The 26,991-nt window shown below is 65.8% G+C and carries 30 protein-coding genes; 17 read left to right on the forward strand and 13 right to left on the reverse strand.

The genetic code is table 11. The features are described 5' to 3' along the window. The first annotated feature begins 473 nt into the window (after positions 1-473). The 6 genes from DC347_RS13610 (at position 474) to DC347_RS13635 (ending at position 4,514) form a co-directional block, all read left to right on the forward strand. Positions 474-2,066 (forward strand): glycoside hydrolase family 68 protein, encoded by a 1,593-nt coding sequence (locus DC347_RS13610; protein WP_018763090.1) that lies wholly within the window; start codon positions 474-476, stop codon positions 2,064-2,066. Positions 2,067-2,250: 184 nt separating this feature from the next. Further along, the gene (locus tag DC347_RS13615) at positions 2,251-2,706 is read left to right on the forward strand and encodes an Asp23/Gls24 family envelope stress response protein (RefSeq protein ID WP_109045838.1); all 456 of its coding nucleotides are present in this window, start codon (positions 2,251-2,253) and stop codon (positions 2,704-2,706) included. Beyond that, positions 2,703-2,894 carry a membrane protein gene (locus DC347_RS13620; protein ID WP_018763092.1) on the forward strand — a complete coding sequence of 64 codons (192 nt, stop codon included), beginning with the start codon at positions 2,703-2,705 and terminating at the stop codon, positions 2,892-2,894. The genes DC347_RS13615 and DC347_RS13620 overlap by 4 nt, the downstream gene beginning before the upstream one ends. Then, complete coding sequence (locus DC347_RS13625; RefSeq protein ID WP_109045839.1) at positions 2,891-3,271, forward strand: hypothetical protein; 381 nt, start codon at positions 2,891-2,893, stop codon at positions 3,269-3,271. Before DC347_RS13620 ends, DC347_RS13625 begins: the two co-directional genes overlap by 4 nt. Continuing rightward, the gene (locus tag DC347_RS13630; protein ID WP_109045840.1) at positions 3,268-3,906 is read left to right on the forward strand and encodes a hypothetical protein; all 639 of its coding nucleotides are present in this window, start codon (positions 3,268-3,270) and stop codon (positions 3,904-3,906) included. The genes DC347_RS13625 and DC347_RS13630 overlap by 4 nt, the downstream gene beginning before the upstream one ends. Beyond that, on the forward strand, positions 3,903-4,514 hold the full coding sequence (locus DC347_RS13635; protein ID WP_018763095.1) for a hypothetical protein: 612 nt from the start codon (positions 3,903-3,905) through the stop codon (positions 4,512-4,514). The genes DC347_RS13630 and DC347_RS13635 overlap by 4 nt, the downstream gene beginning before the upstream one ends. Before the next feature lie 36 nt (positions 4,515-4,550). On the opposite strand, the gene DC347_RS13640 is transcribed toward DC347_RS13635, so the two are convergent. Next, positions 4,551-6,239, reverse strand: coding sequence for a glycoside hydrolase family 13 protein (locus tag DC347_RS13640; RefSeq protein WP_109045918.1), 1,689 nt, complete (start codon positions 6,237-6,239; stop codon positions 4,551-4,553). 251 nt (positions 6,240-6,490) lie between these two features. Here DC347_RS13640 and DC347_RS13645 point away from each other — a divergent pair, with 251 nt between their 5' ends. The 5 genes from DC347_RS13645 (at position 6,491) to DC347_RS13665 (ending at position 11,156) form a co-directional block, all read left to right on the forward strand. Further along, positions 6,491-7,786: an ABC transporter substrate-binding protein gene (locus tag DC347_RS13645; RefSeq protein ID WP_109045841.1), complete on the forward strand. Its 1,296-nt coding sequence runs from the start codon at positions 6,491-6,493 to the stop codon at positions 7,784-7,786. 7 nt (positions 7,787-7,793) lie between these two features. Continuing rightward, entirely contained in the window at positions 7,794-8,831 is a 1,038-nt protein-coding gene (locus tag DC347_RS13650) for a carbohydrate ABC transporter permease (protein WP_109045842.1), read from the forward strand. Continuing rightward, on the forward strand, positions 8,828-9,727 hold the full coding sequence (locus DC347_RS13655; protein ID WP_109045843.1) for a carbohydrate ABC transporter permease: 900 nt from the start codon (positions 8,828-8,830) through the stop codon (positions 9,725-9,727). Before DC347_RS13650 ends, DC347_RS13655 begins: the two co-directional genes overlap by 4 nt. Continuing rightward, on the forward strand, positions 9,724-9,975 hold the full coding sequence (locus DC347_RS13660) for a hypothetical protein (protein ID WP_018763100.1): 252 nt from the start codon (positions 9,724-9,726) through the stop codon (positions 9,973-9,975). The genes DC347_RS13655 and DC347_RS13660 overlap by 4 nt, the downstream gene beginning before the upstream one ends. 128 nt (positions 9,976-10,103) lie before the next feature. Then, a complete protein-coding gene (locus DC347_RS13665) occupies positions 10,104-11,156 on the forward strand; it encodes a LacI family DNA-binding transcriptional regulator (RefSeq protein WP_018763101.1) in 1,053 nt (350 codons plus the stop codon). A 7-nt stretch (positions 11,157-11,163) separates the two neighbouring features. On the opposite strand, the gene DC347_RS13670 is transcribed toward DC347_RS13665, so the two are convergent. Together DC347_RS13670 and DC347_RS13675 are read right to left on the reverse strand one after the other, a co-directional pair. Continuing rightward, on the reverse strand, positions 11,164-12,054 hold the full coding sequence (locus DC347_RS13670; RefSeq protein WP_018763102.1) for a hypothetical protein: 891 nt from the start codon (positions 12,052-12,054) through the stop codon (positions 11,164-11,166). Positions 12,055-12,088: 34 nt separating this feature from the next. Continuing rightward, positions 12,089-12,895, reverse strand: coding sequence for an exodeoxyribonuclease III (locus DC347_RS13675; RefSeq protein ID WP_026264965.1), 807 nt, complete (start codon positions 12,893-12,895; stop codon positions 12,089-12,091). A 160-nt stretch (positions 12,896-13,055) separates the two neighbouring features. Here DC347_RS13675 and DC347_RS13680 point away from each other — a divergent pair, with 160 nt between their 5' ends. The 4 genes from DC347_RS13680 (at position 13,056) to DC347_RS13695 (ending at position 16,705) form a co-directional block, all read left to right on the forward strand. After that, positions 13,056-14,168, forward strand: coding sequence for an enoyl-CoA hydratase/isomerase family protein (locus tag DC347_RS13680; protein ID WP_018763104.1), 1,113 nt, complete (start codon positions 13,056-13,058; stop codon positions 14,166-14,168). Continuing rightward, complete coding sequence (mmsB, locus tag DC347_RS13685; protein WP_109045844.1) at positions 14,161-15,165, forward strand: 3-hydroxyisobutyrate dehydrogenase; 1,005 nt, start codon at positions 14,161-14,163, stop codon at positions 15,163-15,165. Before DC347_RS13680 ends, mmsB begins: the two co-directional genes overlap by 8 nt. Beyond that, complete coding sequence (locus DC347_RS13690; protein WP_109045845.1) at positions 15,162-15,938, forward strand: enoyl-CoA hydratase; 777 nt, start codon at positions 15,162-15,164, stop codon at positions 15,936-15,938. The genes mmsB and DC347_RS13690 overlap by 4 nt, the downstream gene beginning before the upstream one ends. Before the next feature lie 107 nt (positions 15,939-16,045). After that, the gene (locus DC347_RS13695) at positions 16,046-16,705 is read left to right on the forward strand and encodes a DedA family protein (RefSeq protein ID WP_109045846.1); all 660 of its coding nucleotides are present in this window, start codon (positions 16,046-16,048) and stop codon (positions 16,703-16,705) included. 9 nt (positions 16,706-16,714) lie between these two features. Here the strand turns inward: DC347_RS13695 and DC347_RS13700 are convergent, their stop codons facing one another. The 5 genes from DC347_RS13700 to DC347_RS13720 form a co-directional block, all read right to left on the reverse strand. Continuing rightward, positions 16,715-17,500 carry a MerR family transcriptional regulator gene (locus tag DC347_RS13700; protein WP_109045847.1) on the reverse strand — a complete coding sequence of 262 codons (786 nt, stop codon included), beginning with the start codon at positions 17,498-17,500 and terminating at the stop codon, positions 16,715-16,717. 52 nt (positions 17,501-17,552) lie between these two features. Beyond that, a complete protein-coding gene (locus DC347_RS13705; protein ID WP_018763109.1) occupies positions 17,553-17,888 on the reverse strand; it encodes a hypothetical protein in 336 nt (111 codons plus the stop codon). Between the two features lie 187 nt (positions 17,889-18,075). Further along, complete coding sequence (locus DC347_RS13710) at positions 18,076-18,279, reverse strand: cold-shock protein (protein WP_009357211.1); 204 nt, start codon at positions 18,277-18,279, stop codon at positions 18,076-18,078. Positions 18,280-18,410: 131 nt separating this feature from the next. Continuing rightward, on the reverse strand, positions 18,411-19,037 hold the full coding sequence (locus DC347_RS13715) for a response regulator transcription factor (protein WP_109045848.1): 627 nt from the start codon (positions 19,035-19,037) through the stop codon (positions 18,411-18,413). Continuing rightward, positions 19,038-20,264, reverse strand: a complete 1,227-nt coding sequence (locus DC347_RS13720; protein WP_206073940.1) for a sensor histidine kinase — start codon at positions 20,262-20,264, stop codon at positions 19,038-19,040. Between the two features lie 188 nt (positions 20,265-20,452). Here DC347_RS13720 and DC347_RS13725 point away from each other — a divergent pair, with 188 nt between their 5' ends. Further along, the gene (locus DC347_RS13725; RefSeq protein ID WP_109045921.1) at positions 20,453-21,031 is read left to right on the forward strand and encodes a heme-binding protein; all 579 of its coding nucleotides are present in this window, start codon (positions 20,453-20,455) and stop codon (positions 21,029-21,031) included. Between the two features lie 29 nt (positions 21,032-21,060). On the opposite strand, the gene DC347_RS13730 is transcribed toward DC347_RS13725, so the two are convergent. From DC347_RS13730 to DC347_RS13745, 4 genes are read right to left on the reverse strand one after another with little or no spacing between them, the layout of a single operon-like run. Continuing rightward, positions 21,061-22,254 (reverse strand): acetyl-CoA acetyltransferase, encoded by a 1,194-nt coding sequence (locus DC347_RS13730; RefSeq protein ID WP_109045849.1) that lies wholly within the window; start codon positions 22,252-22,254, stop codon positions 21,061-21,063. Then, positions 22,251-22,922 (reverse strand): CoA transferase subunit B, encoded by a 672-nt coding sequence (locus tag DC347_RS13735; protein ID WP_109045850.1) that lies wholly within the window; start codon positions 22,920-22,922, stop codon positions 22,251-22,253. Before DC347_RS13735 ends, DC347_RS13730 begins: the two co-directional genes overlap by 4 nt. 44 nt (positions 22,923-22,966) lie before the next feature. Beyond that, positions 22,967-24,406, reverse strand: a complete 1,440-nt coding sequence (locus DC347_RS13740) for a short-chain fatty acid transporter (RefSeq protein WP_109045851.1) — start codon at positions 24,404-24,406, stop codon at positions 22,967-22,969. A 35-nt stretch (positions 24,407-24,441) separates the two neighbouring features. Next, a complete protein-coding gene (locus tag DC347_RS13745; RefSeq protein ID WP_109045852.1) occupies positions 24,442-25,173 on the reverse strand; it encodes a CoA transferase subunit A in 732 nt (243 codons plus the stop codon). Between the two features lie 162 nt (positions 25,174-25,335). Here DC347_RS13745 and DC347_RS13750 point away from each other — a divergent pair, with 162 nt between their 5' ends. Then, complete coding sequence (locus DC347_RS13750; protein WP_206073941.1) at positions 25,336-26,127, forward strand: IclR family transcriptional regulator; 792 nt, start codon at positions 25,336-25,338, stop codon at positions 26,125-26,127. Here DC347_RS13750 and nadE read toward each other — a convergent pair. Next, positions 26,124-26,978 carry an ammonia-dependent NAD(+) synthetase gene (nadE, locus tag DC347_RS13755; protein ID WP_109045853.1) on the reverse strand — a complete coding sequence of 285 codons (855 nt, stop codon included), beginning with the start codon at positions 26,976-26,978 and terminating at the stop codon, positions 26,124-26,126. The two genes, DC347_RS13750 and nadE, sit on opposite strands and share 4 nt — an antisense overlap. Positions 26,979-26,991: the final 13 nt, after the last annotated feature.

Below are 26,991 nucleotides of genomic sequence, written 5' to 3' on the forward strand. Positions count from 1 at the left end.
GTGTCCGGCATTGCCCCCATTGGTTGCCCGGCCTCGAAACCGGCACGCGATTCTCCCCCCAAGGGGCCCGCCGCAGAGGCTCTCTGGCCTCGGCTCAGCCAGTGGCCTGCGCAACATCCGGGCAGGTTGAAACAAAAAAATCGACCATGCCACGAAACATTTGACCTGCGCCAAACCGTTGTGGCACGCGCGCGCATTGGATTGCGTAAGCGCTTGCACCCTACCCGCCGGTAGGTCATTCGGAGCGCTGAAACAGGGTTTGAAATGGCTGCGGGATGCCCCATAGCGTGGATCGCGGCAAGGGGAAGCATGCTTCCCATCTGCCCGGGGCCCTACCCAGGCCCTGCTGATTCCCGACACACAAAGGCGTCTCCGACGGCACCTGAGGTGTTGCCGGGGCCGCGGATGTTCTCGGGGCAATGGGCATATGCCCGTCTTCCACGAACAGTTACAACTCCGCGAGAAGAGCAACAATGCACAAGCACCCCCAAAACCGGATGCTGCGGTGGCGCCCCGCCGCCGCAGCATTGGCCGCGGCCGTCGCCGCCTCGGCCTTCCTGGCCGTCCCCTCGGCGCAGGCGAACGAGCCGTCCGATCCGCCCGCCGTGCAGCAGATGCCGGCACCCGCTCCGGGCTTCCCCCTCCCGACCGGACATACGCAGCAGGCGTTCGATCCGGCGTCGGACTTCACGTCCAAGTGGACCCGTGCCGACGCCAAGCAGATCATGGCCCAGAGCGACTCGACGGTCACTCCGGGTGAAAACTCCATGAGCCCCGACGTCACCATGCCGGAGATTCCCCAGGATTTCCCCACCATGAACGACGACGTCTGGGTCTGGGACACCTGGTCCCTGACCGACGAGAATGCCAACCAGATCAGCTACAAGGGCTGGGATGTCATCTTCTCCCTGGTGGCTGACCGCCACGCCGGCTACGGCTTCGACCAGCGCCACTGGAATGCCCGGATCGGTTACTTCTTCCGCAAGACCAACGCTGACCCGGCCAAGGACAAGTGGAACTACGGCGGCCACCTGTTCTTGGACAACACCTCCATCGGCAACACCGAGTGGTCCGGCTCCACCCGCCTGATGCAGGGTGACCACGTCAACGTGTTCTACACGGCCACCACGTTCTACGACATCGCCCAGCGCAATGCCGGTGGCGGCGGCATTGCCCCCGATGCTGCGATCGCGAAGGCCCTGGGCAACATCCATGCTGACAAGAACGGCGTCACGTTTGATGGGTTCCAGCACACCAAGCTGCTGGAACCGGACGGCAAGATGTACCAGACCAAGGCGCAGAACCCCGGTTTCGCGTTCCGCGACCCCTACACGTTCGTTGACCCGGCCCACCCCGGCAAGACCTATATGGTCTTCGAAGGCAACACCGGCGGCACCCGCGGCGATTACAAATGCAAGGACGAGGACCTCGGCTACAAGCCGGGCGATCCCCACGCCGAAAACGTCAGCGACGTCCAGAACAGCGGCGCCTACTACCAGACCGCAAACGTTGGCCTCGCTGTGGCCGACAACAAGGACCTGACCAAGTGGTCCTTCCTCCCGCCGATCCTTTCGGCGAACTGTGTGAACGACCAGACTGAACGGCCGCAGATCTTCATCCAGAATGAGGGTGGGAAGAACAAGTACTACCTCTTCACCATCAGCCACCAGTTCACCTATGCAGCCGGTATGCGCGGTCCCGACGGCGTTTACGGCTTCGCGGGCGACGGCATCCGTTCCGACTTCCAGCCGATGAACAACAGCGGCCTTGCCCTGGGATCCCCGACGGACCTCAACCTGGCAGCCAACGCACCGGAGAGCCCCTCCGCGAAGCAGAACGGGCGGCAGTTCCAGGCCTATTCGCACTACGTGCAGCCCGGCGGCCTGGTGCAGTCGTTCATCGACAACGTCAACGGCGTCCGCGGCGGCTCGCTGTCGCCGACCGTGAAGATCAACTTCCGCAACGGCGTCTCGCAGGTTGACCGCAGCTTCGGCCGGAACGGCCTTGGCCCGTTCGGTTACCTGCCTACCAACGTGCGGGTAGGCGGCGAGGGCCTCTACAAGTAGGCCTTTCTTGATCCACCGCCGGTAAATTCCGGCCGTATACCGCCCAGGCGGGGATGTCCTTGGGGGCTTCCCCGCCTGGGCCTTTTCCGTCGGGCAGAAGCTTGGGCGCGGCGCCCCGCAGTGTTTCCGGCGCATCTGTCGCAGGCTGGGGATAGGGTGGAATCAACAGAAGGGGGAGTGCCTGATGGAAGACCAGAACCCACAACCCGTGGTGCCAAGCCGTCCTGCCGCCAGCCCGGTGACGAGTCCGGGGCCCGGGCGCACCGTAATCTCCGAAACCGCCGTAGCCAAGGTGGCGGGAATCGCGGCACGGTCCGTTCCCGGCGTCTATTCCCTTGGCTCGGCTCCGTCCCGTGCGCTGGGTGCCATCCGTGATGCCGTCGGCAGTTCGGACCATGCAGCCGGAGTCCACGCGGAAGTGGGCGAAACGCAGGTAGCCGTGGATATCACCCTGGTGGCAAGTTACGGGACCCCCTTGCACTCGCTGGCCAATGACGTCCGCGCCGCCGTTTACCGCGCCGTCGAAGAACTGGTCGGCCTGCAGGTCATTGAAGTGAATGTCGAGATCACGGACGTGTACGTGCCACCGCCGGTCAAGCCGGCGACGCCGGCGGCTGTGGACCGGGAGGCGTTGCTGTGAACCTCACCGTTGCGGGTACGGCCATGGGCGCCTTCGTGGCCTTCATGTCATTGCAGTTCGGCTTGTGGGGATTCATCGCGTCCCTGCTCTTCATGGCTATCGGTGCCGTCCTGGGCCGCGCCGCCGAGGGGAAGCTGGATCTGCGCGGCGTGATCGATGCCATCATCGGCCGGCGTTCATCCTCATGAGTTCACCAGCGCCCGTTGCGAGTGGGCAGGCGCTCAGCGGCCACAACCGGATCAGTACACAGGCATTGACCAGCCTCGCCAAGGCGGCCGCCGCACAGGCCCTGGGCGTCGAGGCGCAGGACGTGCGGGCGGATTGGACGGACGACGACGGCCTGCTGGCTTTGTCCCTCGTGGCGCCCATCAGCATCCCGCCTTTGGAATCGATTGTGCTTGATCCCGCGCGGGTCCAGGGATCCGGTGGATCCATCTGGGATCGCACGGTCAAGGCGAAGGCGGCCATTCTGCAGACGGTCTCGGAGCTCAGCGGTTCCAGGCTGAGCCGGGTGGATATCCGCATCAGCGGGGCAAAGATCAGCACAGGAGGGCGGGTGCAATGAGCGGCAGCGTGGAAAACCGCCGTGCAAGGGCTGGTGCCCGGGGGAACGACGGGCCGGACATGCGCCGGATCACCTACCGCGAGACGCATTCGACGCGCGCCGCGGTCTCGATCGCAGCTGCCGTCCTGGTCCTGGTGCTGGCCGGTTACGGCGTCCTCGAATCCGGTGTCCATGCCGTCGGGCAGCCTGCCTGGCTGATTGAGCCGCAGGTGGCGGCCCAACGGATCGTGGATCTGCCGTCCGGCGTACCGCCACTGCTGCTGGGAGCGATCGGCGGGGTGCTGGGCATGCTGGGTGTGATTTTCTTGCTCAACGGGATACTTCCGGGACGGCGGGCGCGCCACCAGCTGGCCGGCGTCCGTCGTGGCGGGTCCTCGGCCGCGGTGGTGGACGACGAAGTCGTGGCGTCCTCGATCGCACGCCGTGCCCGGCTGGCGGCGAACGTCACGCCGGAGCAAGTCATGGTGGTGGTCTCCCAGCGCCAGGTCCTGGTGAACGTCCGGCCCACCTCCGGTGTTGCGGTGGACCAGGGCCGCGTCCTTGCCGCAGTCAGCGATGAACTGGACCAGATGCAGCTGGAACCTGCCCCCGTTGCCCGCGTCAACGTGGCCCCGTCCGGGGTAATCGGCGCATGACCAGTACCCCTGCCCTGCTGAACCGGATCCTCCTCACCCTGCTGGGCGTTGTCCTGCTGACGGCGGGCCTGCTGCTGGTCTTGCTGGCAGTTGTGCCCGCAATCGGTCCGTGGTGGCACGCTTGGGCCTCCGGGGCGTGGGAAGGCATTACCCAGGCCTTCAATTCCACCCGTTTCCCCGGACAGCAGGAGAGCTGGCTGTGGATCGCGGTGGCCTTGGCGCTGCTGGTCCTCATGGGACTCATGGTGGGCTGGATTGCGCAACAGGGAAAGGGCCGGGCCAACGTCCTCGCGGCCGAGTACGACCCCGGTGATGTTCCCGGCGATGTCCGGATCGGAGGCGGCGTCGCCGAACAGGCGCTCAAGCAGGCCCTTGAGGGGCGTCCAGACCTTGCCGGTTCCACCGTCACCACCTATGACGTGAAGGGCTCGCCCGCGCTCAAGGTCCGGCTCTTGCCCCGCCAGGGTGTGGCGCCACACCTGTTGGCTGCCGAGGTATCGGGGCTCCTGGACGCCTTGGACGCCGTGGTGGGCAAGGAGATTCCGGTCCTCATCCACATCGGTGCCGGGGCGCGGACGCGCTTCAGCCGGGCTGAGCGGGTCCGCTGAACTGCATGCGGGCCCGACTGTCAGTCCTCCTGCGGGTCAGTCCTCAAGGAGGTAGACGGTGCAGTCCACGGGAACTTCCCGCATCGCTGCCCGGTCGCTGGCCGGTTGAGGCCCGCTGGACAGCGCTACGGTGTAACCGTTGGGCACAGGTGCCGAGGCGAAGCCCAGGTTGGACAGGACTATGACATCTCCGTTCCGGAATGCCAGCAGCCCACTGTCCGGCGCGTGCTCATCTGTCCATTCAACGGTTCCCCTGCCAAGGTGGCGCGCCGACCTGAACGCAAGAGCGGCCCGGTAGAGCTCAAGGGTTGAACCTTCCTCGCCGTCCTGCTGGTCCGCAGCCAGGGGGCCGAAGCTGTCCGGCTGCGGGAGCCAGGGCGCCTGGCCGGAGTCCCCGCCGGAGAACCCGAACCCCGGTTCGCCCTGGGCCCATGGCAGCGGGACGCGGCACCCGTCGCGGCCGATCTCGGCGCCCTGGGTCCTGAAGAATGTCGGATCCTGCCTGGCCGCGTCGGGAAGGGTGGTGTGCTCTGGAAGCCCCAACTCCTCCCCCTGGTAGAGGTAGGCCGAACCCGGCAATGCCAGCGCAACCAACGTGGCGGCGCGGGCACGGGCAAGGCCCAGGGCAGCGTCCGGTTGTTCGTCACCGGCGCCTATGCCCTTCGGGAACGTGGTCGGATCCTTGAGTCCAAACCTTGTGCTGTGCCGCACGGTGTCGTGGTTGCTGAGCACCCACGTGCACGGAGCGCCCACGGACGCGGCCGCTGCCAAGGACGCATTGATGGCGTCAGCCATCCGCCCGGCATCCCAGCCGGCCAGCAGGAAATCAAAATTGAAGGCCTGTTGCATCTCATCCGGCCTGACGTACCTGGCCAGGCGTTCGGCGGGTTCAACCCAGGCTTCCGCCACCATCATCCGGTCCCCACCGTATTCGGCCAGGACCCGGTTCCAGTCGCGGTAGATCTCATGCACGCCATCCTGGTCGAAGAAGGGCGATGGCGGGTACATCGGCGAGACGGCCCGGTGCGGCTCCTCGGCATCGGTGTGGGCGTGGGGAGCATCCCCGGGCAGGTGGCTTTCCCTGGGCGGACCCGTTGTTCCTTCCACCATGGCCGCGGCTCCGTCCCAGTCAGGAAGGCCTGCCTCTTTGACCAGTCCATGGGCCACGTCCACCCTGAAGCCGTCCGCACCGCGGTCCAGCCAGAAGCGCAGCACGGAGCGCATCTCCTCCTGGACTTCCGGGTTGTCCCAGTTCAGGTCCGGTTGCTTGGTATCGAACAGATGGAGGTACCACTGGCCCGGCGACCCGTCGGCCTCCTGAACCCGGCTCCAGGCCGGCCCGCCGAACACGGATTTCCAGTTGTTGGGGGCCCGGCCACCGTCGCCGGATCCCGGGACCTCGTCCTTGCCGTCCCTGAACATGTATCGGTCCCGCGCAGGGCTCCCCGGGGGTGCCGCCAACGCCTCCCGGAACCAGGCATGCTCGTCAGAGGTGTGGTTCGGAACCAGGTCCACGATGACTTTCAGGCCGCGCCGGTGAGCTTCCTGCAACATGGCGTCGAAATCTTCCAGGGAGCCGAAGAGCGGGTCTACCTGGCGGTAGTCGGCCACGTCGTATCCGCCATCTGCCTGCGGCGACTTGTAGAACGGAGAGAGCCAGATGGCATCCACTCCAAGGGACTCCAGGTAGGAAAGACGGCCCGTGACGCCGCGGAGATCGCCCATGCCATCACCGTTGCCATCTGCAAACGACCGGGGATAAATCTGGTAAACCACGGCGTCCGCCCACCATGCAGAAGGGGTTGGGCCCGGCACCGGAACGGCTGGATCGGTCATTTGGTTCCCCTCTGATAACTTTTTGATGTAAACGCTTGCATTGCAGACAGCAACCTTACTAGTGTGATGGTCACCACATCAACCTCACCTAGCAAGCGCACTGTCGACTTACTTGTCACTCAGCGAGGAGCTTCAAGCTAATGAAAACCCCGAGATTCCTGCTTCCGGCTGCCACTGCCGGCATTCTGGCCCTGACGTTGTCCGCCTGTGGCGGTGGAGGTGGAGGGGGCACCACCGGGGGCGGCGGTGGAGGCGGTGACGCCAGCGCCAACCTCGACGGCCGCGGCCCCATCACTTACGTCCAGGGCAAAGACAACAGCAACGTGGTGCGCCCCCTGGTGGACAAGTGGAACGCGGCCCACCCGAACGAAAAAGTCACTTTCAAGGAACAGACCGACCAGGCCGACCAGCAGCATGACGACCTTGTCCAGCACTTCCAGGCAAAGCAGTCGGATTACGACGTCGTGGATGTGGACGTCGTCTGGACCGCTGAATTCGCAGCCAAGGGCTGGCTGCAGCCGCTGAAGGACAAGATGGCGATCGACACCAGCGCCATGCTCAAGCCGACTGTGGACAGCGCAACCTACAAGGGCACCCTGTATGCGGCCCCGAAAACCTCGGACGGCGGCATCCTTTACTACCGGAAAGACCTGGTACCCACCCCTCCCAAGACCTGGGACGAGATGATGGGCATGTGCTCCATCGCCAAGCAGAACAACATCGGATGCTACGCGGGCCAGTTCAGCAAGTATGAGGGCCTCACGGTCAATGCGTCCGAGGCCATTAACTCCGCCGGCGGTTCCGTCCTGGACAAGGACGGCAAGCCCAACTTGAACACTGCCGAGGCCAAGGCCGGCCTGGGGAACCTGGCCAAGGCCTACGCTGACGGCAACATTCCCAAGGAAGCCATCACGTACAAGGAAGAGGACAGCCGCCAGGCGTTCCAGAGCGGTAAGCTCCTGTTCCTGCGCAACTGGCCCTACGCCTTCAACCTGATCACTACTGAAGGTTCGTCGGCCGTCAAGGACAAGACGGGGCTGGCTGCACTCCCGGGCAAGGATGGACCTGGGGCATCCTCACTCGGCGGCCACAACCTTGCCACCAGCGTGTACTCCAAGAACAAGGCAACTGCCCTTGACTTCATGAAGTTCATGACCTCGGCGGAGACCGAGAAGTTTTACGCTACCCAGGGCTCGTTGGCTCCGGTTCTCGGATCGCTGTATGACGACCAGGAACTCGTTGCCAAGCTGCCCTACCTGCCGGTGCTGAAGACGTCCATCCAGAATGCCGTACCGCGTCCTGTGACGCCTTTCTACCCGGCTGTTACCAAGGCAATCCAAGACAACGCCTACTCCGCTATCAAGGGAGAAAAGACAGTGGACTCCGCACTCTCTGACATGCAGAAATCCATCGAATCCGCCGGTGCGGGATCGTAGTCCTGCCATGGCAACCGAACTAGGCCCGACGCCGGTAAAGTCACCGGCGTCGGGCGGGACCCCCGTCCATCACGCGCCCAAGGGCGTAGGCGAGGACAACAGGATCGCCAGCCAGGGACGCTGGGCTTCCTGGCTGCTCGCCCCCACCATCATCGCCCTGGGCATCGTGATCGTCTACCCGATCATCAGCGCCATCGTCATGTCCTTCCAGAAGGACGCCGGCCTGGACCCTGCCACAGGGCTGTTCACCGCAGGTGGGCCGGCCGGCATCCAGAACTATGTGAACTGGCTCGCACAGCAGTGTTCGGCCCCTGCCGGCGGAACTGTTGCCTGCCCGCCCGGCACCCTGGGCGGCCAGTTCTGGTCCGCCACCGCTACGACATTCTTCTTCACCGTCGTCACGGTGGCATTCGAAACCGTTCTGGGTTTCTGGATGGCCATGATCATGGCCCGTGAATTCCGCGGCCGCAGCCTGGTCCGTGCAGCTGTCCTGGTGCCGTGGGCCATCCCCACCGCCGTGACGGCCAAGCTCTGGTTCTTCATCTTCGCCTTCGAGGGCATTGCCAACAAGCTGTTCAACACCACCATCCTGTGGACGGGCAGCGAATGGCCGGCCAAGTGGGCCGTTGTCATCGCGGACGTTTGGAAGACAACCCCCTTCATGGCTCTGCTGATCCTGGCGGGCCTGCAGATGATTCCGGCGGAAGTCTATGAAGCCGCCAAGGTGGACGGCGCCACTGCCTGGCAGCGGTTCCGCCTGATTACCCTGCCCTTGGTCAAGCCCGCGCTGATGGTGGCAGTCCTGTTCCGTACCCTGGATGCGCTTCGCATGTTCGACCTGCCGTACATCCTCACCGGCGGTGCCAACAACACCACCACCTTGTCCATCCTGGTGATCAACCAGATCAGGCAAGGCTTCAACGCGGCAGCTGCCCTGTCCACCATCACGTTCATCATCATCTTCCTGGTCGCCTTCATCTTTGTCCGCTTCCTCGGGGCAAACGTGGTTGAGCAGAGCGGCGCCACAGGAAAGGGGAAGAAATGACCACGGCAACAGCAGACGCCTCGGCGTTGCGGGCCCGGCAGGACAAGGGCCGCAAGGCAGCCCAGAACCGGGAAAAGTGGGCACAGGGCAGGACCTACATCAGTGCGGTCATCGTGCTGCTTTGGTGCCTTGCCCCGGCCTACTGGATGGTGGTCACGGCGTTCCGTGAGGTGGGCTTCACCTACGACACCTCGATCCTCCCCACCCATGTCACCCTGGACAACTTCAAGACTGCCTTCGATACGTCCTTTGGCAACAGGTTCGGGCAGGCGCTGCTGAACAGTGTGTTCATCGGCGGCGTCGTGACGGTGGTGTCCCTGCTGATTGGTGTCTTCGCCGCGTACGCCCTGGCCCGCCTGAACTTCAAGGGCAAGTTCCTGGTCCTCGGCTTCATCCTGGGTGCCTCCATGTTCCCCGGCGTTGCCCTGATCACCCCGCTGTTCCAGCTGTTCACCAACATCGGCTGGATGGGTACGTACCAGGCGCTGATTATCCCGAACATCTCCTTCGTGCTCCCGTTGACGGTCTACACCATGACCTCGTTCTTCCGGGAAATGCCGTGGGAGCTCGAGGAATCAGCCCGCGTGGACGGCTGCACCCAGGGGCAGGCGTTCCGCAAGGTCATCATGCCGCTCGCTGCTCCGGCAATCTTCACCACCGCAATCCTGGCCTTCATTTCCTCGTGGAATGAGTTCCTGATTGCCAGCCAGCTGTCCAGCGACGCAACGCAGCCGGTGACGGTGGCCATCGCCAACTTCGCCGGTGCACAGCCCAACCAGATCCCGTACACGGCCATCATGGCCGCCGGCACCATTGTCACCATTCCGCTGGTGATCCTGGTCCTGGTCTTCCAGCGCAAGATCGTCGCCGGCCTCACGGCAGGTGCGGTCAAGTGACGGATCACGGTGCCCGCCCCCGCACACCAGCGGGGGCGGGCAACCGCAGCCGGCTGGTCAGGTCGGGCGAGGATTTCGACATCATCATCGGTTTCCTTGGTTTTTGGGCGGTGGTCCTCCTGGTGGTCACTGTGTGGATGGAAATTACCGCGCAGCCGGCCATTGGCTGGGCCTTGGGCCTGCTGGCAACCCTGCTGGCCCTGTACGGAATGGTGCGCCTGCGGCGTAGGCTGCCGGCCCGCAAGTAGGCGCACTTAAAAACAGCGGTCCCCGCCACAGTTACCACTGCCCGGCCGCGGAATGGAAAAATACGAGGCTTGGGGGTAGACGCAGGGCCAGCCGGCTCTGCGCCGCGCAGGAGTTATGAGGGGACACGGTGGCACGGACAACGGAAAGGTCCCAACGGGGCGGCCATAATGGCGTCAGCATCGAGGACGTGGCAGCGGCCGCCGGAGTCTCAACCGCAACCGTCTCCCGCGCCGTCCGTGGGTTGCCCCGCGTCTCGCCGGCCACCAGGGAGAAAATCCTCGAAGTCGCGGGAAACCTGGGCTACGTGGCATCGTCCTCTGCTTCCGGACTGGCCACGGGACGCACCAAGACCATTGGCGTCCTGGCGCCGTTCGTGAGCCGCTGGTTCTTCTCCAAGGCCATTGAGGGTGCGGACCGCGAGCTGCACGCCCGGCATTACAACCTCTCCCTGTTCAACCTCGGCGGCCACGGCAGCAACCGCGAGCGGCTCTTCAGCAAGACCATGGTCTACAAGCAGATCGATGCCCTGCTGGTGCTCTGCATGGCGCTCAGCCACGAAGAAATCGAACACCTGCAAAAAATCGACATCCCGCTGGTGGTGGTGGGCGGCCACGTCGAAGAGTGCCCCTACATCGGCATTGACGACTACGCGGCAGCCTCAACAGCGGTCCGGCACTTGATCGACCTGGGCCACCGGGACATCGCGTTGCTGCACGGCGACGACGAGACCGACCTCAACTTCGACGTCCCGAGGGTGCGCATCCTGGCGTTCAAGGACGTCATGGCCGCCGCAGGCCTTGCCACCCGGCCGGAGTGGGACGAATGGGGCGACTTCACGGTGCGCAGCGGCCAGGAAGCCTTCCGCCGCCTTTGGTCCGGTTCCGGGCCGAAGCCCACAGCAATCTTCTGCGCGTCTGACGAAATGGCCATGGGGGTCATCTTCGAAGCCAACCGCCTCGGCGTTAACATCCCCGGCGAACTGTCAGTGGTGGGGATCGACAACCACGACTTCGCGGAGGCCATGGGCCTCACCACCGTTGGGCAACGCCCGGATGAGCAGGCCGAACTGGCCACCAAGATGCTCCTGGACGAACTGGACGGGGACATCGGGTCCGTCCGGTCCGCCGTTGCTCCGCATGAACTGATTATCCGGCGCACCACCGCGCCGCCCAAGGCGTGAAACGGCCTCAAGAAGCGCGGGCAAGCTGCCGGATAGGGATCCAGCGCGAGGCGAGCCTGCGATAGGCGGCCGCGGCGCCGGTCATGTCGCCCTCAGCCAGGCACTCGATGCCCAGCCTGATGTCCATGGGTGATTCGTCCGGGTACACCTTGTCTGCGACGGCACCATAGTCCAGCTCCACCATGGAGTTCACGTGGAACAGCTCCAGCCATTCGGTCAGCTGTGCCAGGTCGTCAAGCATGTCAAGGTCCGGGGCGGCCAGCGCCAGGTTGGCCACGGCGTAGCGGGCCCGCTCCAAGGCGTCTGTGATCGGGGCCCAGACGCGGACCGTAAGGATGCGGCCGGCGGCTTCCACGACGTCCTTGCGGTCGGACTCCATGAACAGCGAGAACCAACTGAACGGGATGCCCCAGGTGGAGGCCCGCGTGTGCACGCGGACGGATCCGTCCCGTGCCTTCACCAGGTCGATCCGCTCCTGGTGCCGGTCGCGCTGTTCCTCAGGGATCAGCAGCTCCGCCAGCGGGCCGTGGATCCCTTCCATCAGGGCGTTGGCGGCCAGCCCGGCGCGCAGGACGAGCTGGCTGGGGCAGTACAGCAACACTGGCGCGGTGCCGGCGGCAGCGCCGTCGTCGGCCGTTCCGCCGTCCGGTGCCGGCGCGGTGGTGACGCGCACCAGGTCGGTGCGCCCGGTGGGAAACGGATCACCGCCGGAGCGGGTGATCCGTCCCAGCGAGGCCAGCAGTTCAGCGTTTTCGACGGCGGCACGGGATGCGGCGCGCTCGCCGGCGGCCTGGAGGGCGGGTCGTTGTTCCGCCGGAAAGGCGTCCAAGGGTTCGTAGACGCGCAGCGTGGAGGAAAATGGCAGGCCTGCCTGGCCCCGGTAGAGGTTTCCCGTCATGACGGTCTCCTTGGATGGGCGCAGGGGGCTGTCATCAGTCCGCCAGCTCCACCAGCACGGGAGCGTGGTCCGAGGCGCCTTTGCCTTTCCGTTCCTCGCGGTCGATCGAGGCGCCGGTGACCCGGGCTGCCAAGGCGGGGGAGGCCAGGATGAAGTCGATCCGCATGCCTTCCTTCTTGGGAAACCGGAGCTGGGTGTAGTCCCAGTACGTGTAGACGCCCGGGCCGGGGGTATAGGGGCGCACAACGTCGGTGAAGCCGGCGGACTCGAAGGCATGGAACGCCGCACGCTCCGGCGGACTGACATGGGTGTAGCGGTTGTTGACGAACAAGTCGATGTCCCAGACGTCGTCGTCGAACGGGGCGATGTTCCAGTCGCCCATCAATGCGACCTGCGCCTGCGGGTTGTCCGTAACCAGGCCCTGGGCGTGCGTTTTCAGGCTTTCCAGCCACTTGAGCTTGTAAGGCATGTGTTCGTCGTCCAGGGAACGCCCGTTGGGGACATACAGGCTCCAGACCCTGACGCCGCCGCAGGTGGCAGCCATGGCGCGGGCCTCCTGGACGGGGTCCTTGCCGGCCTTGCCGAACGAGGGCTGGTCCAAGAATGTCCGCTCCACGTCCTCAAGTCCAACACGGGAGGCGATGGCCACGCCGTTCCACTGGTTTACGCCGAAGTGGGCAACCTCGTAGCCCATCCGTTCAAAGAGCTCCCACGGAAAGTTCTCGTCCTTGCACTTGGTCTCCTGGATGGCCAGGACGTCGCAGTCGCTGCGCTGGAGCCAGGCTTCAACACGGTCGGCGCGGGCACGGAGCGAATTCACATTCCAGGTAGCTATCTTCACGGTTCCTAACTTACCTTGGCAGCTGCGCGCCGGGTAAAGCCTCCCGCCAGTCCGGGCGGCACCGCACGCGGTTGGTCCCCAGCATGACGCGGCGGGTATATTCGCAACCAGAATGACCTGGATCACTCGTCCGGCCACCATGCGAAGGAGCAGCCAGCCGATGACCGCAGCCAAGGGAATGGATGGTGCCGCCGGCAACGGGCACCCGGAAGTACTGTTTGAGCGCCGCGGCCGGCTGGGCCTGGTCACGCTCAACAGGCCTAAAGCCGTGAACGCACTCACCGCCGGAATGGTGGACCTGATGCTCCGGCAGCTCACCGCGTGGGCCGGGGACGATGACGTCGCCACCGTCCTGGTGCAGGGCGCCGGGGAACGCGGCCTCTGCGCCGGCGGCGACATTGTGGCCATCTACGAGGACATGTTGCACGGCGGACACCGGACGGCAGGTTTCTGGCAGGCAGAATACCGGCTGAACTCCCTGATCGCCCGGTATCCCAAGCCGTACGTGGCCCTCATGGATGGCCTGGTCCTCGGCGGCGGGGTGGGGATCTCCGCGCACGGGAGCGTCCGGGTGGTCACGGAGCGGACCAGGACGGGCATGCCGGAAACCACCATCGGATTCGCCCCGGACGTTGGTGGCACCTACCTGCTCTCGCACGCACCCGGCGAGGCCGGAACGCACGCTGCCCTGACCGGCGCGCATCTTGGCGCCGGCGACGCGGTGTTCCTTGGCCTTGCGGACCACTACGTACCGTCAGGATCGCTGACGGACCTGGCGGCCGCCCTTGTGGACCATGACGCGGAAGACGTCGTCGAACGGTATACCCAGCCGGCCCCGGACTCGCTGCTCGCCGGGCACCGTGACTGGATCGACGCCTGCTACGCCTCGGATGACGCAGCCGGGATCGTCCGGCGCCTCCGGGAGTGGGCGGGGCCCGGGAGGGAGGCTGCGGTGGAGGCCGCCGACACGATCGAAGCCAAGTCACCCACCTCTGTCAAGGTCACCCTGGCGTCGCTGCGCCGGGCCGCTGGACTGACCCTGGATGAAGCGCTTGCCCAGGAGTACCGTGCCGGAATCCGGTTCCTGGCCGGTCCCGACTTCCGCGAAGGCATCCGCGCCCAAGTTGTGGACAAGGACAGGAATCCGCAGTGGAAACCGGCAACACTGGCTGACGTGCTTCCAGGACAGGTGGACAGGTTCTTCGAACCGCTGGAGGGCCGGGAGTTGGACCTGCACCCGGAACGGGCACCCGAGGAGGCGGACCATGCCTGAGACGGGAACCGTGGCTTTCCTCGGCCTGGGGCACATGGGCGGTCCCATGGCCGTGAACTTGGTCCGGGCCGGCTATGCGGTGGTTGCTTTCGATGTGGTGCCTGCCGCCGTCCAAGCGGCACGGGAACATGGTGTGCCGGTCGCGGCCAGCGCGGCTGGCGCCGTAGCGGAGGCCGACGTCGTGCTGACCATGTTCCCCAGCGGTGGACACGTCCTGGACGCCTACCGCGGCAACGCCGGACAACCCGGATTGCTGGCTGCGGCTCCGCCGGGCACCATGTTCCTTGACTGCTCCACCATCAACGTCGATGAGGCACGGGAGGCCGCGCGCCTGGCCGCTGAAGCAGGCCACCGTTCGGTCGACGCGCCCGTTTCGGGCGGCGTGGTGGGCGCCGAAGCAGCGACGTTGACATTCATGGCCGGCGGCGAAGCGCAGGACTTCGAGTCGGTGCGGCCGCTCCTGGAGGTGATGGGCAAACGCGTGGTCCATTGCGGCGGCCACGGTGCGGGCCAGGCTGCCAAGATCTGCAACAACCTCATCCTGGGCGTTTCCATGATCGCGGTCAGCGAGGCGTTTGTCCTCGGCGAAAAGCTGGGCCTGAGCCACCAGGCCCTGTTCGACGTCGCCTCCGCGGCCTCGGGCCAATGCTGGGCGCTCACCACCAACTGCCCGGTACCGGGACCCGTCCCCGCCAGTCCGGCCAACAGGGACTACCAGCCGGGTTTTGCGGCGGCGCTGATGGCCAAGGACCTCAATCTGGCGGTCAATGCCCTCAACAGCACGGGAGTGGCAGGACATATGGGGGCGCTCGCCGCCCGCATCTACGATACGTTTGCCGCGGAGGGCGGCGCCGGCCGCGACTTCTCCGCCATCATTACTGATATCCGCGGCAGCGCGGAACCGGCTGCCGCGGACACCACGGCGGCGGCAACAGGAACGGACGCAACGGGCCGGAGCCGGACCACGGCAGCACACGACGACGGGAGCCCCGAATGACTGAATACGCCAACATCCTGGTGGAGCAACAAGGCAGGGTTGGGCTGGTGACCCTCAACCGGCCATCGGCGTTGAATGCGCTCAACAAGGCCACCATGGAGGAACTGGTCGCCGCCGTGACCGCGATGGACTCCGATCCGAACGTAGGCGCCGTGGTGATCACCGGCTCGGCCAAGGCGTTCGCGGCGGGCGCCGACATCAAGGAAATGGCTGATCAGGGCTACATGGACATGTACACCGCGGACTGGTTCCGCGGCTGGGAGGACTTCACCCGGCTGCGGATCCCCACCATCGCGGCGGTGTCCGGGTTTGCCCTGGGCGGCGGCTGCGAGCTCGCGATGATGTGCGACCTCATTATTGCGGGGGACAACGCCAAGTTCGGCCAGCCGGAAATCAACCTTGCCGTACTTCCCGGGATGGGGGGTTCGCAACGGCTCACCCGCGCGATCGGCAAGGCCAAGGCCATGGACCTGATCCTCACCGGCAGGTTCATCGGTGCCGAGGAAGCGGACCGGTGCGGACTTGTCTCCCGGGTCGTACCGGCGGAGGAAGTGGTGTCCGAGGCCCTCAAGGCAGCCGGGCTGATCGCCGCCAAGTCGAAGCCCGCTGCCATGGCGGCAAAGGAAGCCGTGAATGCAGCCTTCGAAACCGGGCTGGCCCAAGGGGTCCTGTTTGAACGGAGGCTCTTCCACTCGCTGTTCGCCACCGAGGACCAAAAGGAAGGGATGGCGGCGTTCGCAGAAAAGCGTGAGCCGCAGTTCAAGCACCGGTGACCCCGGGACGCGCTTCCGGGGACCTTGGGGCTCGACGAATTCCGCGGCCCGTATTGTGGACATGACGGGTAACGGACGGCCATGCCAGCGAACGGGGACAGACGTATGTGGACAACCATGACCGGTGCAGCCAGCCCCACCACGGACTCACGGGCATCGTGGGCTTCGCGGCGAGGGCTATCGACACCCTGGGCGAGTGGGGCGTGGGTGCCTTCACGCTCGCGGAGACGGTGGTGCCTCCCATCCCCAGCGAGGTGATCCTTCCCCTGGCGGGCTACCTTGCCAAGCAAGGTTCCCTCAACCTGCTCCTTGTCTTCGCCACCAGCACCCTGGGCGCCTACCTGGGTGCCCTGCTGCTCTATTGGCTCGGCGCAAAACTGGGCCTGGAACGTTCAATCCGCTGGCTGTCCAAACTGCCCTTGGTGGACCGGGAGGACTTTGAACAGGCAGCGGCCTGGTTCCGCCGCCACGGAAGATCGTCCATTTTCTTCGGCCGCCTCCTCCCAGGCATCCGCAGCCTGATCTCGCTGCCGGCCGGGGCCGCGGCGATGCCACCGGCCACCTTCAGCCTCTTCACCCTCGCCGGCAGCGGGCTGTGGAATGGAGCCCTCATTGGCCTCGGCTACCTGCTGGGCACCCAGTACCAGCTCATCGAGAAGTATTCACACGTCCTGAACTACGCTGTCTACGCTGCGCTCGCCGTGGCCGTGGTCCTGCTCATCGTCCGGCGGGTCAAGAGGGCCAGGCGGGTCAACGCCAACCGCTGACAGGTGCCCTCAGAGGTGCTTCTCCGCAAAAATGCGCAGGGCGCTCCGCACGAAGGCGGCCCCGTCCATGCCCCCGTAGTTGGCGGCAAAACGCGGATCCGCAACATACATGTCAGCGAGTCCGGTGACATATCCCTTGATGTCGCCGCCGGCGGCCGCAGCGGGAGTTCCGGGAATGGACTGGAGCCAGGCCACGTGCCTGCGTGCCAGGTCCTGGGCCTCCGGTCCATCCGCCGTCACCCCTGAAGCGCCGGCCGCGTTCCAGTCCCTGCCCAGCTCCTCCACCCTGGACTTCCACGCCCGCTTTTCCGCGGCGTCCATCCCCCGCCACCACGCATCAGATGCGGCGTAGGCGTCCTTGCCCCAGCGTTCCTCGACCTCCTCCCGGTACTGGGTATGGTCGAAGCCGTCAAACATGTTCTCAGCCATCAGTTGGCCTCCTGCCTTCACTGTTTCGATGGTTTGCTGCACGGACTGCGCCTGCCGGGCCAGCCGTTGTTGCTCCTGCGCCAGCCACTCAAGGTGGCGGGAGAGCGCCGCGACGGGGTCGGCCTGGCGCTGGAAGACTTCGGCGATGGCCTGCAGCCCCAGGCCCAGCTCCCGCAGCAAAAGGATCCGCTGCAGCTGAAGGAGGGCGGCACCGTCGTAATAGCGGTAGCCGTTCCCGCCCACCCGGCTGGGCTTCAAGAGCCCGATGTCGTCGTAATGCCTGAGCGTGCGGCTGGTCGTGCCGGCCATCCTGGCCACATCCTGGATGGGCCAATCCCTCAAGCCGTTGCCACGGATTTCTTCCATGCCCTTGAGCCTAGGGGTTGACGCTGCGTCAAGGTCAAGGGTGCTTGTCGGCTTACTTGGCCTGACCGTTTCGCGGTGTCCGGTGCCGCGCCTGGGCGACGAGCCGCGTGAAGGCAAAGACAAAGATGGACTCGAACATCAGCATGAGCCCCACCAGCAGCCACTGCTGCCGGGCGATGAACACGATGCAACCCGTCAGGGCCAGGAGGGTGCCCAGGGCCAGGGCGTAGACGGCAAAGCCGACGGCGACCCGGGCGCTGCGTACGCCGGTGCGGAATCCGAAGCCGTGGGGTTCGCCCCCGGGCTGGCCCGGGACGCGGTCGGGTGCGGCGGGCCCGAGTGCGTCGAACTCGACCCACGGATCCTGGTCCTGGTCCTTTCCGGTCATGGATCAATTATCCCCAACCCGCAATGCCGTGAAACACAGCGCCGGCGAAAACAAGCGCCGACGAAAACAAAGGCCGGCGAAAACAAGCGCCGACGAAACAGCGCCGGCAAAAAACAGCGGCCCCTCCAACGTTCGTTGGAGGGGCCGCTGTACGGGGGGCCCGGCAGTTGCCGGAGCCGCCGAAGACTTAGAGCGGGCGGATGTTCTCTGCCTGCGGACCCTTGGGGCCCTGGGTCACATCGAATTCGACCTTCTGGTTTTCGTCCAGTGAGCGGTAGCCGCTGGTGGCGATTGCCGAGTAGTGGGCGAATACGTCAGCGGACCCGTCATCGGGGGCAATGAAGCCAAAACCCTTTTCGGCGTTGAACCATTTAACTGTGCCTGTTGCCATGGCTGCATTCCTTCATGTGACTCTGATTCTCTCCCCGGAACCGTCCCGGGGTGCGCGGGAGTTAGTCCCCCACAGTCCCCAACGTACGGGGCGCGGGCCCCGGGTGCAAGGGTAGCGGCCATAATGTGCGGTTAACGCATGCCTTCGCGGCGGATGGCGGTGGCAATAGCGGCCGCCCGGGTATCCACTCCGAGCTTGGCATAGATGTGTGCCAGGTGGGTTTTCACCGTGGCTTCGGAAATGAACAGCCGCCGGCCGAGCTCGCGGTTGCTGAGGCCCTCAGTGAGCAGGCTGAGCAGCTCCGCCTCGCGGGGAGTGAGGACCTCGTCGGGGTTGCGCATCTGCTGGAACAACCTGGAGGCCACCGGCGGGCTCATCACGCTCCTGCCCTGCACCGCGCCCCGGATGGCGGCGAAGATCTCCTCCGGTGCCGCATCTTTCAACAGGTAGCCCATGGCCCCGGAATCAACAGCGCGGACAATATCCGCGTCGGAGTCGTACGTGGTGAAAACCAGGACCGCTTGTCCGGTGCCGAGGTTTCGAATCTGCCTGATGGCTTCAATACCATCCATGCCCGGGCCCATGGCAAGGTCCATCACCACCACCGCCGGGGCGTGCGAACGGACCAGCTGCAACGCCTCTGCACCCGACGATGCCTCCGCGACGACATCCATATCAGGCTGGGTCGCAAGCAACGCACGCAGGCCGCTGCGAACCACCAGGTGGTCGTCCACCAGAAGGACCGTAATGCCGCCCATCTAGGGCCCCTCCAAAGGAAGTTGCGCGGCCACGATGGTGCCCTCGCCCGGGGTGCTCTGCACCGAGAAGGTCCCGCCCAGCTGCTCCACCCGTTGCCGCATTGCCCGCAGGCCGTACCCACCCGAGGCCGACGGCGGGGCTGCCGCCGCCGGGTCAAAGCCCGCACCGTCGTCGTAAATGTCCAAGGTGACGGTGTCCTGCAGGAAACCCAACGTCAGCGCGGCCATCGAAGCCGAAGCATGCAGCGCGATGTTGGAGGAGGCACTCTGCACAACCCGCAGCAGGGCGTGCCGCACCTCCGGGGGAACGGGGCCCGGTTCGCCCGTCACCGCCAGGGTGGCCGCCGGCATGTACCGCCGGGCGGCAAGCAGCAGCGAGTCCGGCAACGGCGTCGATTCCAACCCGGGGGAGGCGAGCTCGTGGACCAGGCTCCGGGTGTCCGCCAGGTTCGCGCGGAGCAGGTCGGTGGCCTGGCGCAGACCGTCCCGGGCTGTCGCATCCGGCCACCCGCGGCCCGCTGCTTCGAGCAGGAGCAGGCTGCTGGCGAGCCCTTGGGTGACGGTGTCGTGGATTTCCCGGGATACCCGGTCCCGTTCGGCGATGGTGCCGGCCCGGCGCTCACTGGCCGCGAGCTGCCCTTGGGCCAGGGAAACCTGCGCGTTCAGGCGGCGCTGCTCCGCGGCGTCGTTCTGGATCCTGTCATAGATGAGCGTCAGCATGGTCCCGACAGCCAGTGGACCCAGCAGCATGGCGATGTCGGTGCCGTTACCGAGCCGGAACAGGCCGGCGGCTGTTGCCAGGGTGATGACGGCCGCCAGGATGTAGGCGGCAGCGCCCCGCAAAGCACTCCTGCACAGGAAGAACAGGGCAAAGGAACACCACGCGAAGCTTGGCGCCGCCACCACAAGGACCGCCCACACGCCAACCAGCGCCACCACCCAGGCGACGCTGTGCCGGTCCCGAGCCGACAGCAGGGCTACGACGGCGTACAGCAGGCTGGCGGCGGCAGCGAGTCCCAGCACCAGCATGTTGTCGGCCGGTGAGTGCCGCAGAACGTACCGCACCACGGAGGCCACCAGGAGCACCGCGAAGCCAAGATGGACCGCGGCCTCGATCCCGCCCAGGCGGCCGTTCGCCGCCGGCGCACGAAGCGACCGGCGGGCGTCGGGACCCTGGGCGGCGCCGGCCGCCGGACCTGTGGCTGGTAGGGCATCTCTGGTGGGCATGCGGGATCCGGTTCTGATGGGTGGCTCTGCACTCCATGCTAGGCGTCCCTGCCCTGGCTGCCCTCAGCCTTTTGGCTGATATGGCCGGCCTTTCGGGGTAGCCAGGAACAGCCCATCAACCGATGCCGCCCCAGGACGCGGCCGGAAGGATGGAACCCGGAAGCAGCACCCCAACCGAAGGAAGCATTATGAAGACGTCGCACAAAGCACTCACCGCCGCAGCAGCCGCAGCGATCCTGGCCACGGCCGGAGCGACGGTGGCCGCGAACGCCGGTACCGGCCGGGCGAACGGCGCGGAAGCTCCCGCCGTCGTACCGGCCGTTGATGTCCGGCCGGCTCCGGAAACAGTGGTGCAGCAGAACCGGATCACTGCCGGAGCGTCGGCCCAGGCCGTGACTGCGGCGCTCGCCAAATGCCAGGCAGACAAGCTGCCCTTCGTCACGGTGGCCGTCGTTGACCGCTTCGGCACGGTCCAGGCTGTGCTCCGGGGGGACAACGCCGCCGCCCACACCATCGAGGCCGCCAAGCAGAAGGCCTACACGGCCGCAGCCTTCGGTGCACCCACCAGCGAACTCGCCAAGCGCGTCAATGGCAATCGTCCCTCGATCGCCGACCTGCCGGGCACGCTGTTCCTGGCAGGCGGTGTCCCGTTGAAGGTCAATGGCGTTTCTGTTGCCGGCATCGGCGTGGGCGGGGCACCTGATGGCGCCCTGGATGAAGCTTGTGCCACCGCCGGCGCCGATGCTGTTGCGGGTGCCGCGAAGTAAGCAGGACGGGGCTGCCCCCGTGCGCTATGTCAGGCAGCCTCAAGGATGCTGACGTAGTTGGCGATGCCGACGCCGCCCATGTTCTGCACCGCAGCCCTGCGCGGGGCCGCCAGCTGCATATCGCCGGCGGTCCCGGTGAGCTGCATCGCAGCAAGCACATGCTGCGAGACTCCCGTGGCGCCCACCGGATGGCCCTTGGCCTTGAGTCCGCCGGAGACGTTGACCGGCAGCTTGCCGTCCTTGTACACCCAGCCTTCCTCAAGAGCCCGGGCGCCTTCGCCGGGGGCGGTCAGGCCCATGGCTTCGTACATGAGCAGTTCCGCGATGGTGAAGCAGTCATGGACTTCGGCCAGGTCCAGGTCTTCGAGCCCGACGCCGGCCATCGCCAGGGCGCGCTGCCAGGAGGCCCGGGTGGCCTCGAACGCCGTGGGGTCGCGGCGGTCGGTGGGGAAGAAGTCGTTGGCTTGGCCGAAGCCGGCAAGCCGTACCGGAGCCGTGGCACCGCCGGTGGGGGAGACAGACAGCACGACGGCGGCTGCACCGTCCGAGACGGGGGAGCAGTCGGTGCGGCGCAGCGGGTCGGCCACCATCGGGTTCTTGTCTGAGACGGTCCGGCAGAACTCCTCGCCAAGGTCCTTGCGGAGCTGGGCGTAGGGGTTGTCCACGCCGTTGCGGTGGTTCTTCGCTGCGATGCTGCCCAGTATGTCTCCCAGGCTGCCGGCGGCGTCGTAGCGCTTGGCGTAGTGTTTTGCCACCTCGGCGAAGAGCCCGGTGAAACCTGTGGTGGACTGTTTCCCGGCCATGTCGTAGTCCGCCCCGAGAAGCGCGGCGCCCACCACGTCTGCCCCGGCGTGGGTCATCTTTTCCGCGCCAATCACCAGGACCGTTTTTGCGGTACCGGCCAGCAGCGACTTGGTGCCCTGCTGGAAGGCGGCCGAGCCGGAAGCGCACGCGTTCTCCACACGGGTGGCCGGGACGTTGGCCAGGTCCGGGGAAACCTGCAGGGCCAGTGACGAGGGGAAGGCCAGCGGCATCATGCCGGCGTTGAACTGGCCCACGTAGACCTCGTCGATCTGCGACGGTTCAACGCCTGCGGTGCTGATGGCGTCCGTGGCCACCTGGACAATCAGCGATTCGAGGGTCTCGTCCGCCAGCTTGCCAAACCTGCTGTGCCCCCAGCCGGTGATCAGGACATCCTTGCCGAACTGGTCTTTCAGGCTCACGCTGCCACTTCCTCGTTCTCAAGCCGGACATCGAAGCCGGCGTCGGTCTTTTCCCGGATCTCCTCTTCGGTGACGCCTGGCGCCAGCCGGGTCAGCGTGAGCTGCCGTCCGCCGTCGTCCGTTTTGTAAAGGTCAAACACGGCGAGGTCGCTGATGATCCGGTCCACGCAGCTGAGCCCCGTCAGCGGGAGGGTGCATTGGCTGACGATCTTGGCGCTGCCGTCCTTGGCGTTGTGTTCGGTCAGGACCACCACGCGCGGTGTTCCGGCCACCAGGTCCATGGCGCCGCCCATGCCTTTGACCATCTTGCCCGGGATGGTCCAGTTGGCCAGGTCACCATCGCCGGAGACCTGCATGGCGCCCAGGATCGCCACCTTGACATGGCCCCCGCGGATCATGCCGAACGAAGTGGCGGAATCGAAGATGCTGCCGCCGGGCAACACCGTGACGGTCTGCTTGCCGGCGTTGATCAGGTCCGCGTCCTCTTCGCCCTCGAGCGGGAACGGCCCCATGCCCAGCAGCCCGTTCTCGCTCTGCAGCACCACCCGCACGCCCTCGGGCAGGTTGTTGGCCACCAGTGTGGGGATGCCGATCCCCAGGTTGACGTAGTCGCCGTCATTCAGTTCCCCGGCCGCAATCGCAGCCATCTCATCCCTGGTCCAGGCCATGGCGAAACTCCTTTTTCCTTCTCGCAGTATTCGGGTGTCTGTAGTCAGTTGGGTATTACCGGCGGCACGAATTCGAATGTCATTCCCAGCAGCCAGGCCAACAGCAGCACAACCGGCAGGTGGAACAGGAACTGCTGGAACGTGAAGCCCACCAGGTCCCGGGCGCGCAGGCCCAAGACGGCCAGCAGCGGCAGCATGAAGAACGGGTTGATGAGGTTGGGCAGGGCCTCGGCCATGTTGTAGATCTGCACGGTCCAGCCAAGGTTCATGTTTACGTCCGTCGCGGATTGCATGACGTAGGGTGCCTCGACCAGCCACTTGCCTCCGCCGGAAGGGACGAACATCCCCAGGAAGGCCGTGTAAAGGGCGATGATGACCGCGAACGCCCCGTTGCCGCCGATGCTGGTGAAGAAATGGGCCAGATGCTCGGACACCGAGAGGCCGCCCGCGCCCGTCGCCTTGGTGAGGATGGCCGCCATCGCCGCATAGAGCGGGAACTGGACCAAAATGCCTGCGGTTGCGGGCACGGCCTTGGTCACGGACTGGAGGAATTTGCGCGGGGTTCCGTGCAGCACAAGCCCCAGCATCAGGAAGACCAGCAGGTAGCCGTTCAGTGAACTGACCACGCTCAGGATGGGCAGGGTCAGGAGCTGGGACACCAGCCAGCCGAGGGTGAGCACCCCCGCCAGGATGGGCAGGACCCTGCTGTATTCGAGCCACTCGCCGGGGCGCGACTTTTCGGCCGGCGGTTCGGGCTGGTCATCAAGGTCGACGCCGAGGTCGGCCGCGGTTTTGACGGCGCCGCCCGTGGGGGCGGAGAAGTGGGCAATGACGGTGGTCAGCAGCATCAGGATGACCAGGGTCAGCAGGGACTGCCAGGTGAAGATGGTGGTGCCGAAGTCCAGGACGCCGGTGATCTTCAGGAGCGCCGGCGGAATGGAAGCCTTGGTTGCCTGGAGCTGGGCCGCGGAGGAGGACATCCCCAGCGCCCAGACTGCGCCCAGCCCCATGAACGCCGCCGCGCCGAGGGCCCGGTAGTCGACGTGCAGATCCCCCCGGCGGGCCACGGCACGCGCCAGGAGGCCGCCGAAGATCAGGCTCAAACCCCAGTTCACGAACGACACCGACATGGACATCACGGCAACAAAGCTGACGGCGGTCCGCGCGGAGCCGGGAACCTGGGCCAGGCGTTCAATCAGCCGGGCCACCGGGGGCGAGGTTGCCACGACGTATCCGGTCAGGACAACCATTGACATCTGAAGGGTGAAAGCGGTGAGGTCCCAGAATCCGTTGCCGAAGGAATCCACCACGGCTTTGGGCGAAGCGCCTGCCGCCAACGCTGCGACGGCGACGAGCAGCACCCCTGCCAGGGCGAAGATGTACGCGTCAGGGAACCATTTCTGTGTCCATCCGGCCAGCCTCTCCGCCATCCGGGCCAGGCCTTTCTGGCGGATATCGAGGTCATCGGGTTGCGTGGTGGTCATAAGGTGGTGCTCTCCCTTGAGTTCCCGGCCCCGGCTCAGACGGCCAGCGCTTCGGCGCCGGCAGCCACAGTGCGCTGGCGTACCGTCCGCTGCTCGATGTCCTTTACCCGGGCCGTGGCCTGGACCAACCGCTGGACAAAGACCCCGGGGGTGACGATGTGGTTCGGATCCAGTTCGCCGGGGGAGACGATGACTTCCGCTTCGGCGATGGTGAGGACCGCTGCGGTGGCCACCACCGGGTTGAAGTTCCGGGCAGTGAAACGGTAGGTGAGGTTGCCGTCCGTGTCCGCGGTGTGCGCGTGGACCAGTGCGACGTCGGCCTTGATGGCGCGCTCCTGGACGAAAGTCTCGCCGTCGAACACCTCATGCGGCTTGCCCTCGGCCACCAGGGTGCCCACACCTGTTTTGGTGTAGAACGCCGGAATGCCGGCGCCGGCGGCGCGGAGGCGTTCCGCCAGTGTTCCCTGCGGGGTGAACTCAACCTCGAGTTTCCCTGCGAGGTACTGCTCCGCGAAGAGCTTGTTCTCGCCAACGTAGGAGGCGATGACCTTGCGGACCTGGCCGGCTTCGATCAGGATGCCCAGGCCCTTGCCGTCCACGCCCATGTTGTTCGAGACGACGGTGAGGTCCTTGACGCCGGAGCCGCGCACGGCTTCGATCAGGTCAGCGGGGATGCCGCTGAGGCCAAAGCCGCCCACGGCGAGGGTCATCCCGTCCCGCAGCGCGCCCGCCAGGGCTGCGATGGCAGAAGGCTGGAGTTTGTTCATGACGTCTCCTCGTTGAGAGCAGTAAACGTCCACTTAGTGGACGCAGGATCTGCTTCCGGAGACTACGGGCGGCTCATTGAACCTGTCAAGGACACAATGCCAGGGAATTACAGTGTGGACGATATGCTCGAACGTATCCATATTGTGGACATTAGGAGGTTTGTGGCCATGACGCCGGTGCAGGGCGCCCAGGTGGTGACGCGGATTGCCGGGCTGCTGCGGCTGGTAGGTCGAAGCGCGGAGGGCATGCCGCTGGCCGGGCTGGTGCGCGAATCAGGACTCACCCGCCCCACGGTCCACCGACTCCTTTCCTCCCTTGCCGCTGAAGGCCTGCTGGACCACGATCCCACCACCGGCAACTGGGTGCTCGGCCCGGAGGTGCTGCTCATGGGGTCCGTGGCCGCGGCACGCTTTCCGATGGAAGACATTGCCCGCCCCAGCCTTCGACGTCTTGCCGAGGCCACGGGGGAGAGCGCCTTCTTTTCGATCCGGCGTGGCGCTGAGACGGTCTGCCTGCTGCGCGAGGAAGGAAGTTTCCCCGTGCGTTCCTTCGTCCTGCACGAGGGCGTGCGGTTCCCGCTGGGTGTTGCGTCGGCCGGCACGGCCATCCTGGCCTTCCTGCCGGAAAGCGAGCAGGAGGAACTGCTGGACCGGTGGACTGACCACGCGGGGGCATTCGCGGCAAACCACACCGCCGCCTTGGTCCGGAAAAACCTTGCCCGCACGCGGCTGGCCGGCTACTCGGTAAACCCCGGGCTGGTCCTGGAGGGAAGCTGGGGGATGGGTGCGGCGGTGTTCGACCGATCCGGCAAGCCGGCCTGGGCTTTGTCGTTGACCGGCATCGAGCCGCGCTTCAAACCCGAACGGCAGGAGGAACTTGGTGGCCTGCTGATGGCGGAGGCGCACCGGATTACGCAGCAGCTGGGCGGCGCGGACAGGCGGCGTACCCGCTAGAGTCCGGCGCGGGGCTCCTCCGGGCCCTGGTCCTTCCACCAGGTGTCAAAGATGGTCACCGGAACCGTGCGCTTGTGCCGGGTGCGGAGGAACTTCTGTTCGATCGATTCGGCCACTGTTTCCGGAACGTCGCGGCCTTCGAGGTAGTCGTCGATCTGGTCGTAGCTGATGCCGAGTTCGTCTTCGTCAGTACGGCCAGGACGGTCATCGAGGAGGTCGGCGGTGGGCACCTTCTCCCAGATGCGGGCCGGCGCTCCCAGCTCGGCCAGCAGGGCCCTGTTCTGCCGCTTGTTGAGGCCGAACAGGGGCAGGATGTCCGCGCCGCCGTCGCCGTACTTGGTGAAGAAGCCGGTCACGGATTCGGCGCCGTGGTCTGTGCCGATCACCAGGTAGTTGAATTCCCCAGCCAGTGCGTACTGGGCGATCATGCGGGTGCGGGCCTTCGTGTTGCCCTTGTGGAAATCGGAAATCTCCGAGCCCACCGTTTTTTCGAACTCGTCCTCGAAACCGTCAACCGCTGGTGAGATGTTGAAGGTCCACTCGGTCTTGGCCTTGATGAAGTCCAGGGCTGCCTGCGCGTCATCCTCATCATGCTGCACGCCGTACGGCAGCCGTACAGCCACGAAGTTCGCTTCCACGCCCTCGGCCTGGAGTTCCTCCACCGCCAGCTGCGCAAGGCGCCCGGCCAAGGAGGAATCCAGCCCGCCGGAAATGCCCAGGACGAAGCCCTTGGTATGCGTTGCCTTCAGGTATTCCTTCAGGAATGTGACGCGCTTGCGCACCTCCCCTGCGGGGTCGATCCGGGGCAGAACGCCCATTTCTTCAATGATCTTGGCCTGGAGTTCGCGCATGTGGTCCAGCCTA

This window comes from Pseudarthrobacter sp. AG30, from assembly GCF_003116525.1.
GTDB lineage: Bacteria > Actinomycetota > Actinomycetes > Actinomycetales > Micrococcaceae > Arthrobacter.

Bases quoted from the DNA above. Each gene is read 5' to 3' on its own strand.
- DC347_RS13610 (WP_018763090.1), top strand. From the start codon at position 474: ATGCACAAGCACCCCCAAAACCGGATGCTGCGGTGGCGCCCCGCCGCC.
- DC347_RS13615 (WP_109045838.1), top strand. From the start codon at position 2,251: ATGGAAGACCAGAACCCACAACCCGTGGTGCCAAGCCGTCCTGCCGCC.
- DC347_RS13625 (WP_109045839.1), top strand. From the start codon at position 2,891: ATGAGTTCACCAGCGCCCGTTGCGAGTGGGCAGGCGCTCAGCGGCCAC.
- DC347_RS13630 (WP_109045840.1), top strand. From the start codon at position 3,268: ATGAGCGGCAGCGTGGAAAACCGCCGTGCAAGGGCTGGTGCCCGGGGG.
- DC347_RS13635 (WP_018763095.1), top strand. From the start codon at position 3,903: ATGACCAGTACCCCTGCCCTGCTGAACCGGATCCTCCTCACCCTGCTG.
- DC347_RS13640 (WP_109045918.1), bottom strand. From the start codon at position 6,239: ATGGGCGATCTCCGCGGCGTCACGGGCCGTCTTTCCTACCTGGAGTCC.
- DC347_RS13645 (WP_109045841.1), top strand. From the start codon at position 6,491: ATGAAAACCCCGAGATTCCTGCTTCCGGCTGCCACTGCCGGCATTCTG.
- DC347_RS13650 (WP_109045842.1), top strand. From the start codon at position 7,794: ATGGCAACCGAACTAGGCCCGACGCCGGTAAAGTCACCGGCGTCGGGC.
- DC347_RS13655 (WP_109045843.1), top strand. From the start codon at position 8,828: ATGACCACGGCAACAGCAGACGCCTCGGCGTTGCGGGCCCGGCAGGAC.
- DC347_RS13670 (WP_018763102.1), bottom strand. From the start codon at position 12,054: ATGACGGGAAACCTCTACCGGGGCCAGGCAGGCCTGCCATTTTCCTCC.
- DC347_RS13680 (WP_018763104.1), top strand. From the start codon at position 13,056: ATGACCGCAGCCAAGGGAATGGATGGTGCCGCCGGCAACGGGCACCCG.
- mmsB (WP_109045844.1), top strand. From the start codon at position 14,161: ATGCCTGAGACGGGAACCGTGGCTTTCCTCGGCCTGGGGCACATGGGC.
- DC347_RS13690 (WP_109045845.1), top strand. From the start codon at position 15,162: ATGACTGAATACGCCAACATCCTGGTGGAGCAACAAGGCAGGGTTGGG.
- DC347_RS13700 (WP_109045847.1), bottom strand. From the start codon at position 17,500: ATGGAAGAAATCCGTGGCAACGGCTTGAGGGATTGGCCCATCCAGGAT.
- DC347_RS13705 (WP_018763109.1), bottom strand. From the start codon at position 17,888: ATGACCGGAAAGGACCAGGACCAGGATCCGTGGGTCGAGTTCGACGCA.
- DC347_RS13710 (WP_009357211.1), bottom strand. From the start codon at position 18,279: ATGGCAACAGGCACAGTTAAATGGTTCAACGCCGAAAAGGGTTTTGGC.
- DC347_RS13715 (WP_109045848.1), bottom strand. From the start codon at position 19,037: ATGGGCGGCATTACGGTCCTTCTGGTGGACGACCACCTGGTGGTTCGC.
- DC347_RS13720 (WP_206073940.1), bottom strand. From the start codon at position 20,264: ATGCCCACCAGAGATGCCCTACCAGCCACAGGTCCGGCGGCCGGCGCC.
- DC347_RS13725 (WP_109045921.1), top strand. From the start codon at position 20,453: ATGAAGACGTCGCACAAAGCACTCACCGCCGCAGCAGCCGCAGCGATC.
- DC347_RS13735 (WP_109045850.1), bottom strand. From the start codon at position 22,922: ATGGCCTGGACCAGGGATGAGATGGCTGCGATTGCGGCCGGGGAACTG.
- DC347_RS13740 (WP_109045851.1), bottom strand. From the start codon at position 24,406: ATGACCACCACGCAACCCGATGACCTCGATATCCGCCAGAAAGGCCTG.
- DC347_RS13745 (WP_109045852.1), bottom strand. From the start codon at position 25,173: ATGAACAAACTCCAGCCTTCTGCCATCGCAGCCCTGGCGGGCGCGCTG.
- nadE (WP_109045853.1), bottom strand. From the start codon at position 26,978: ATGCGCGAACTCCAGGCCAAGATCATTGAAGAAATGGGCGTTCTGCCC.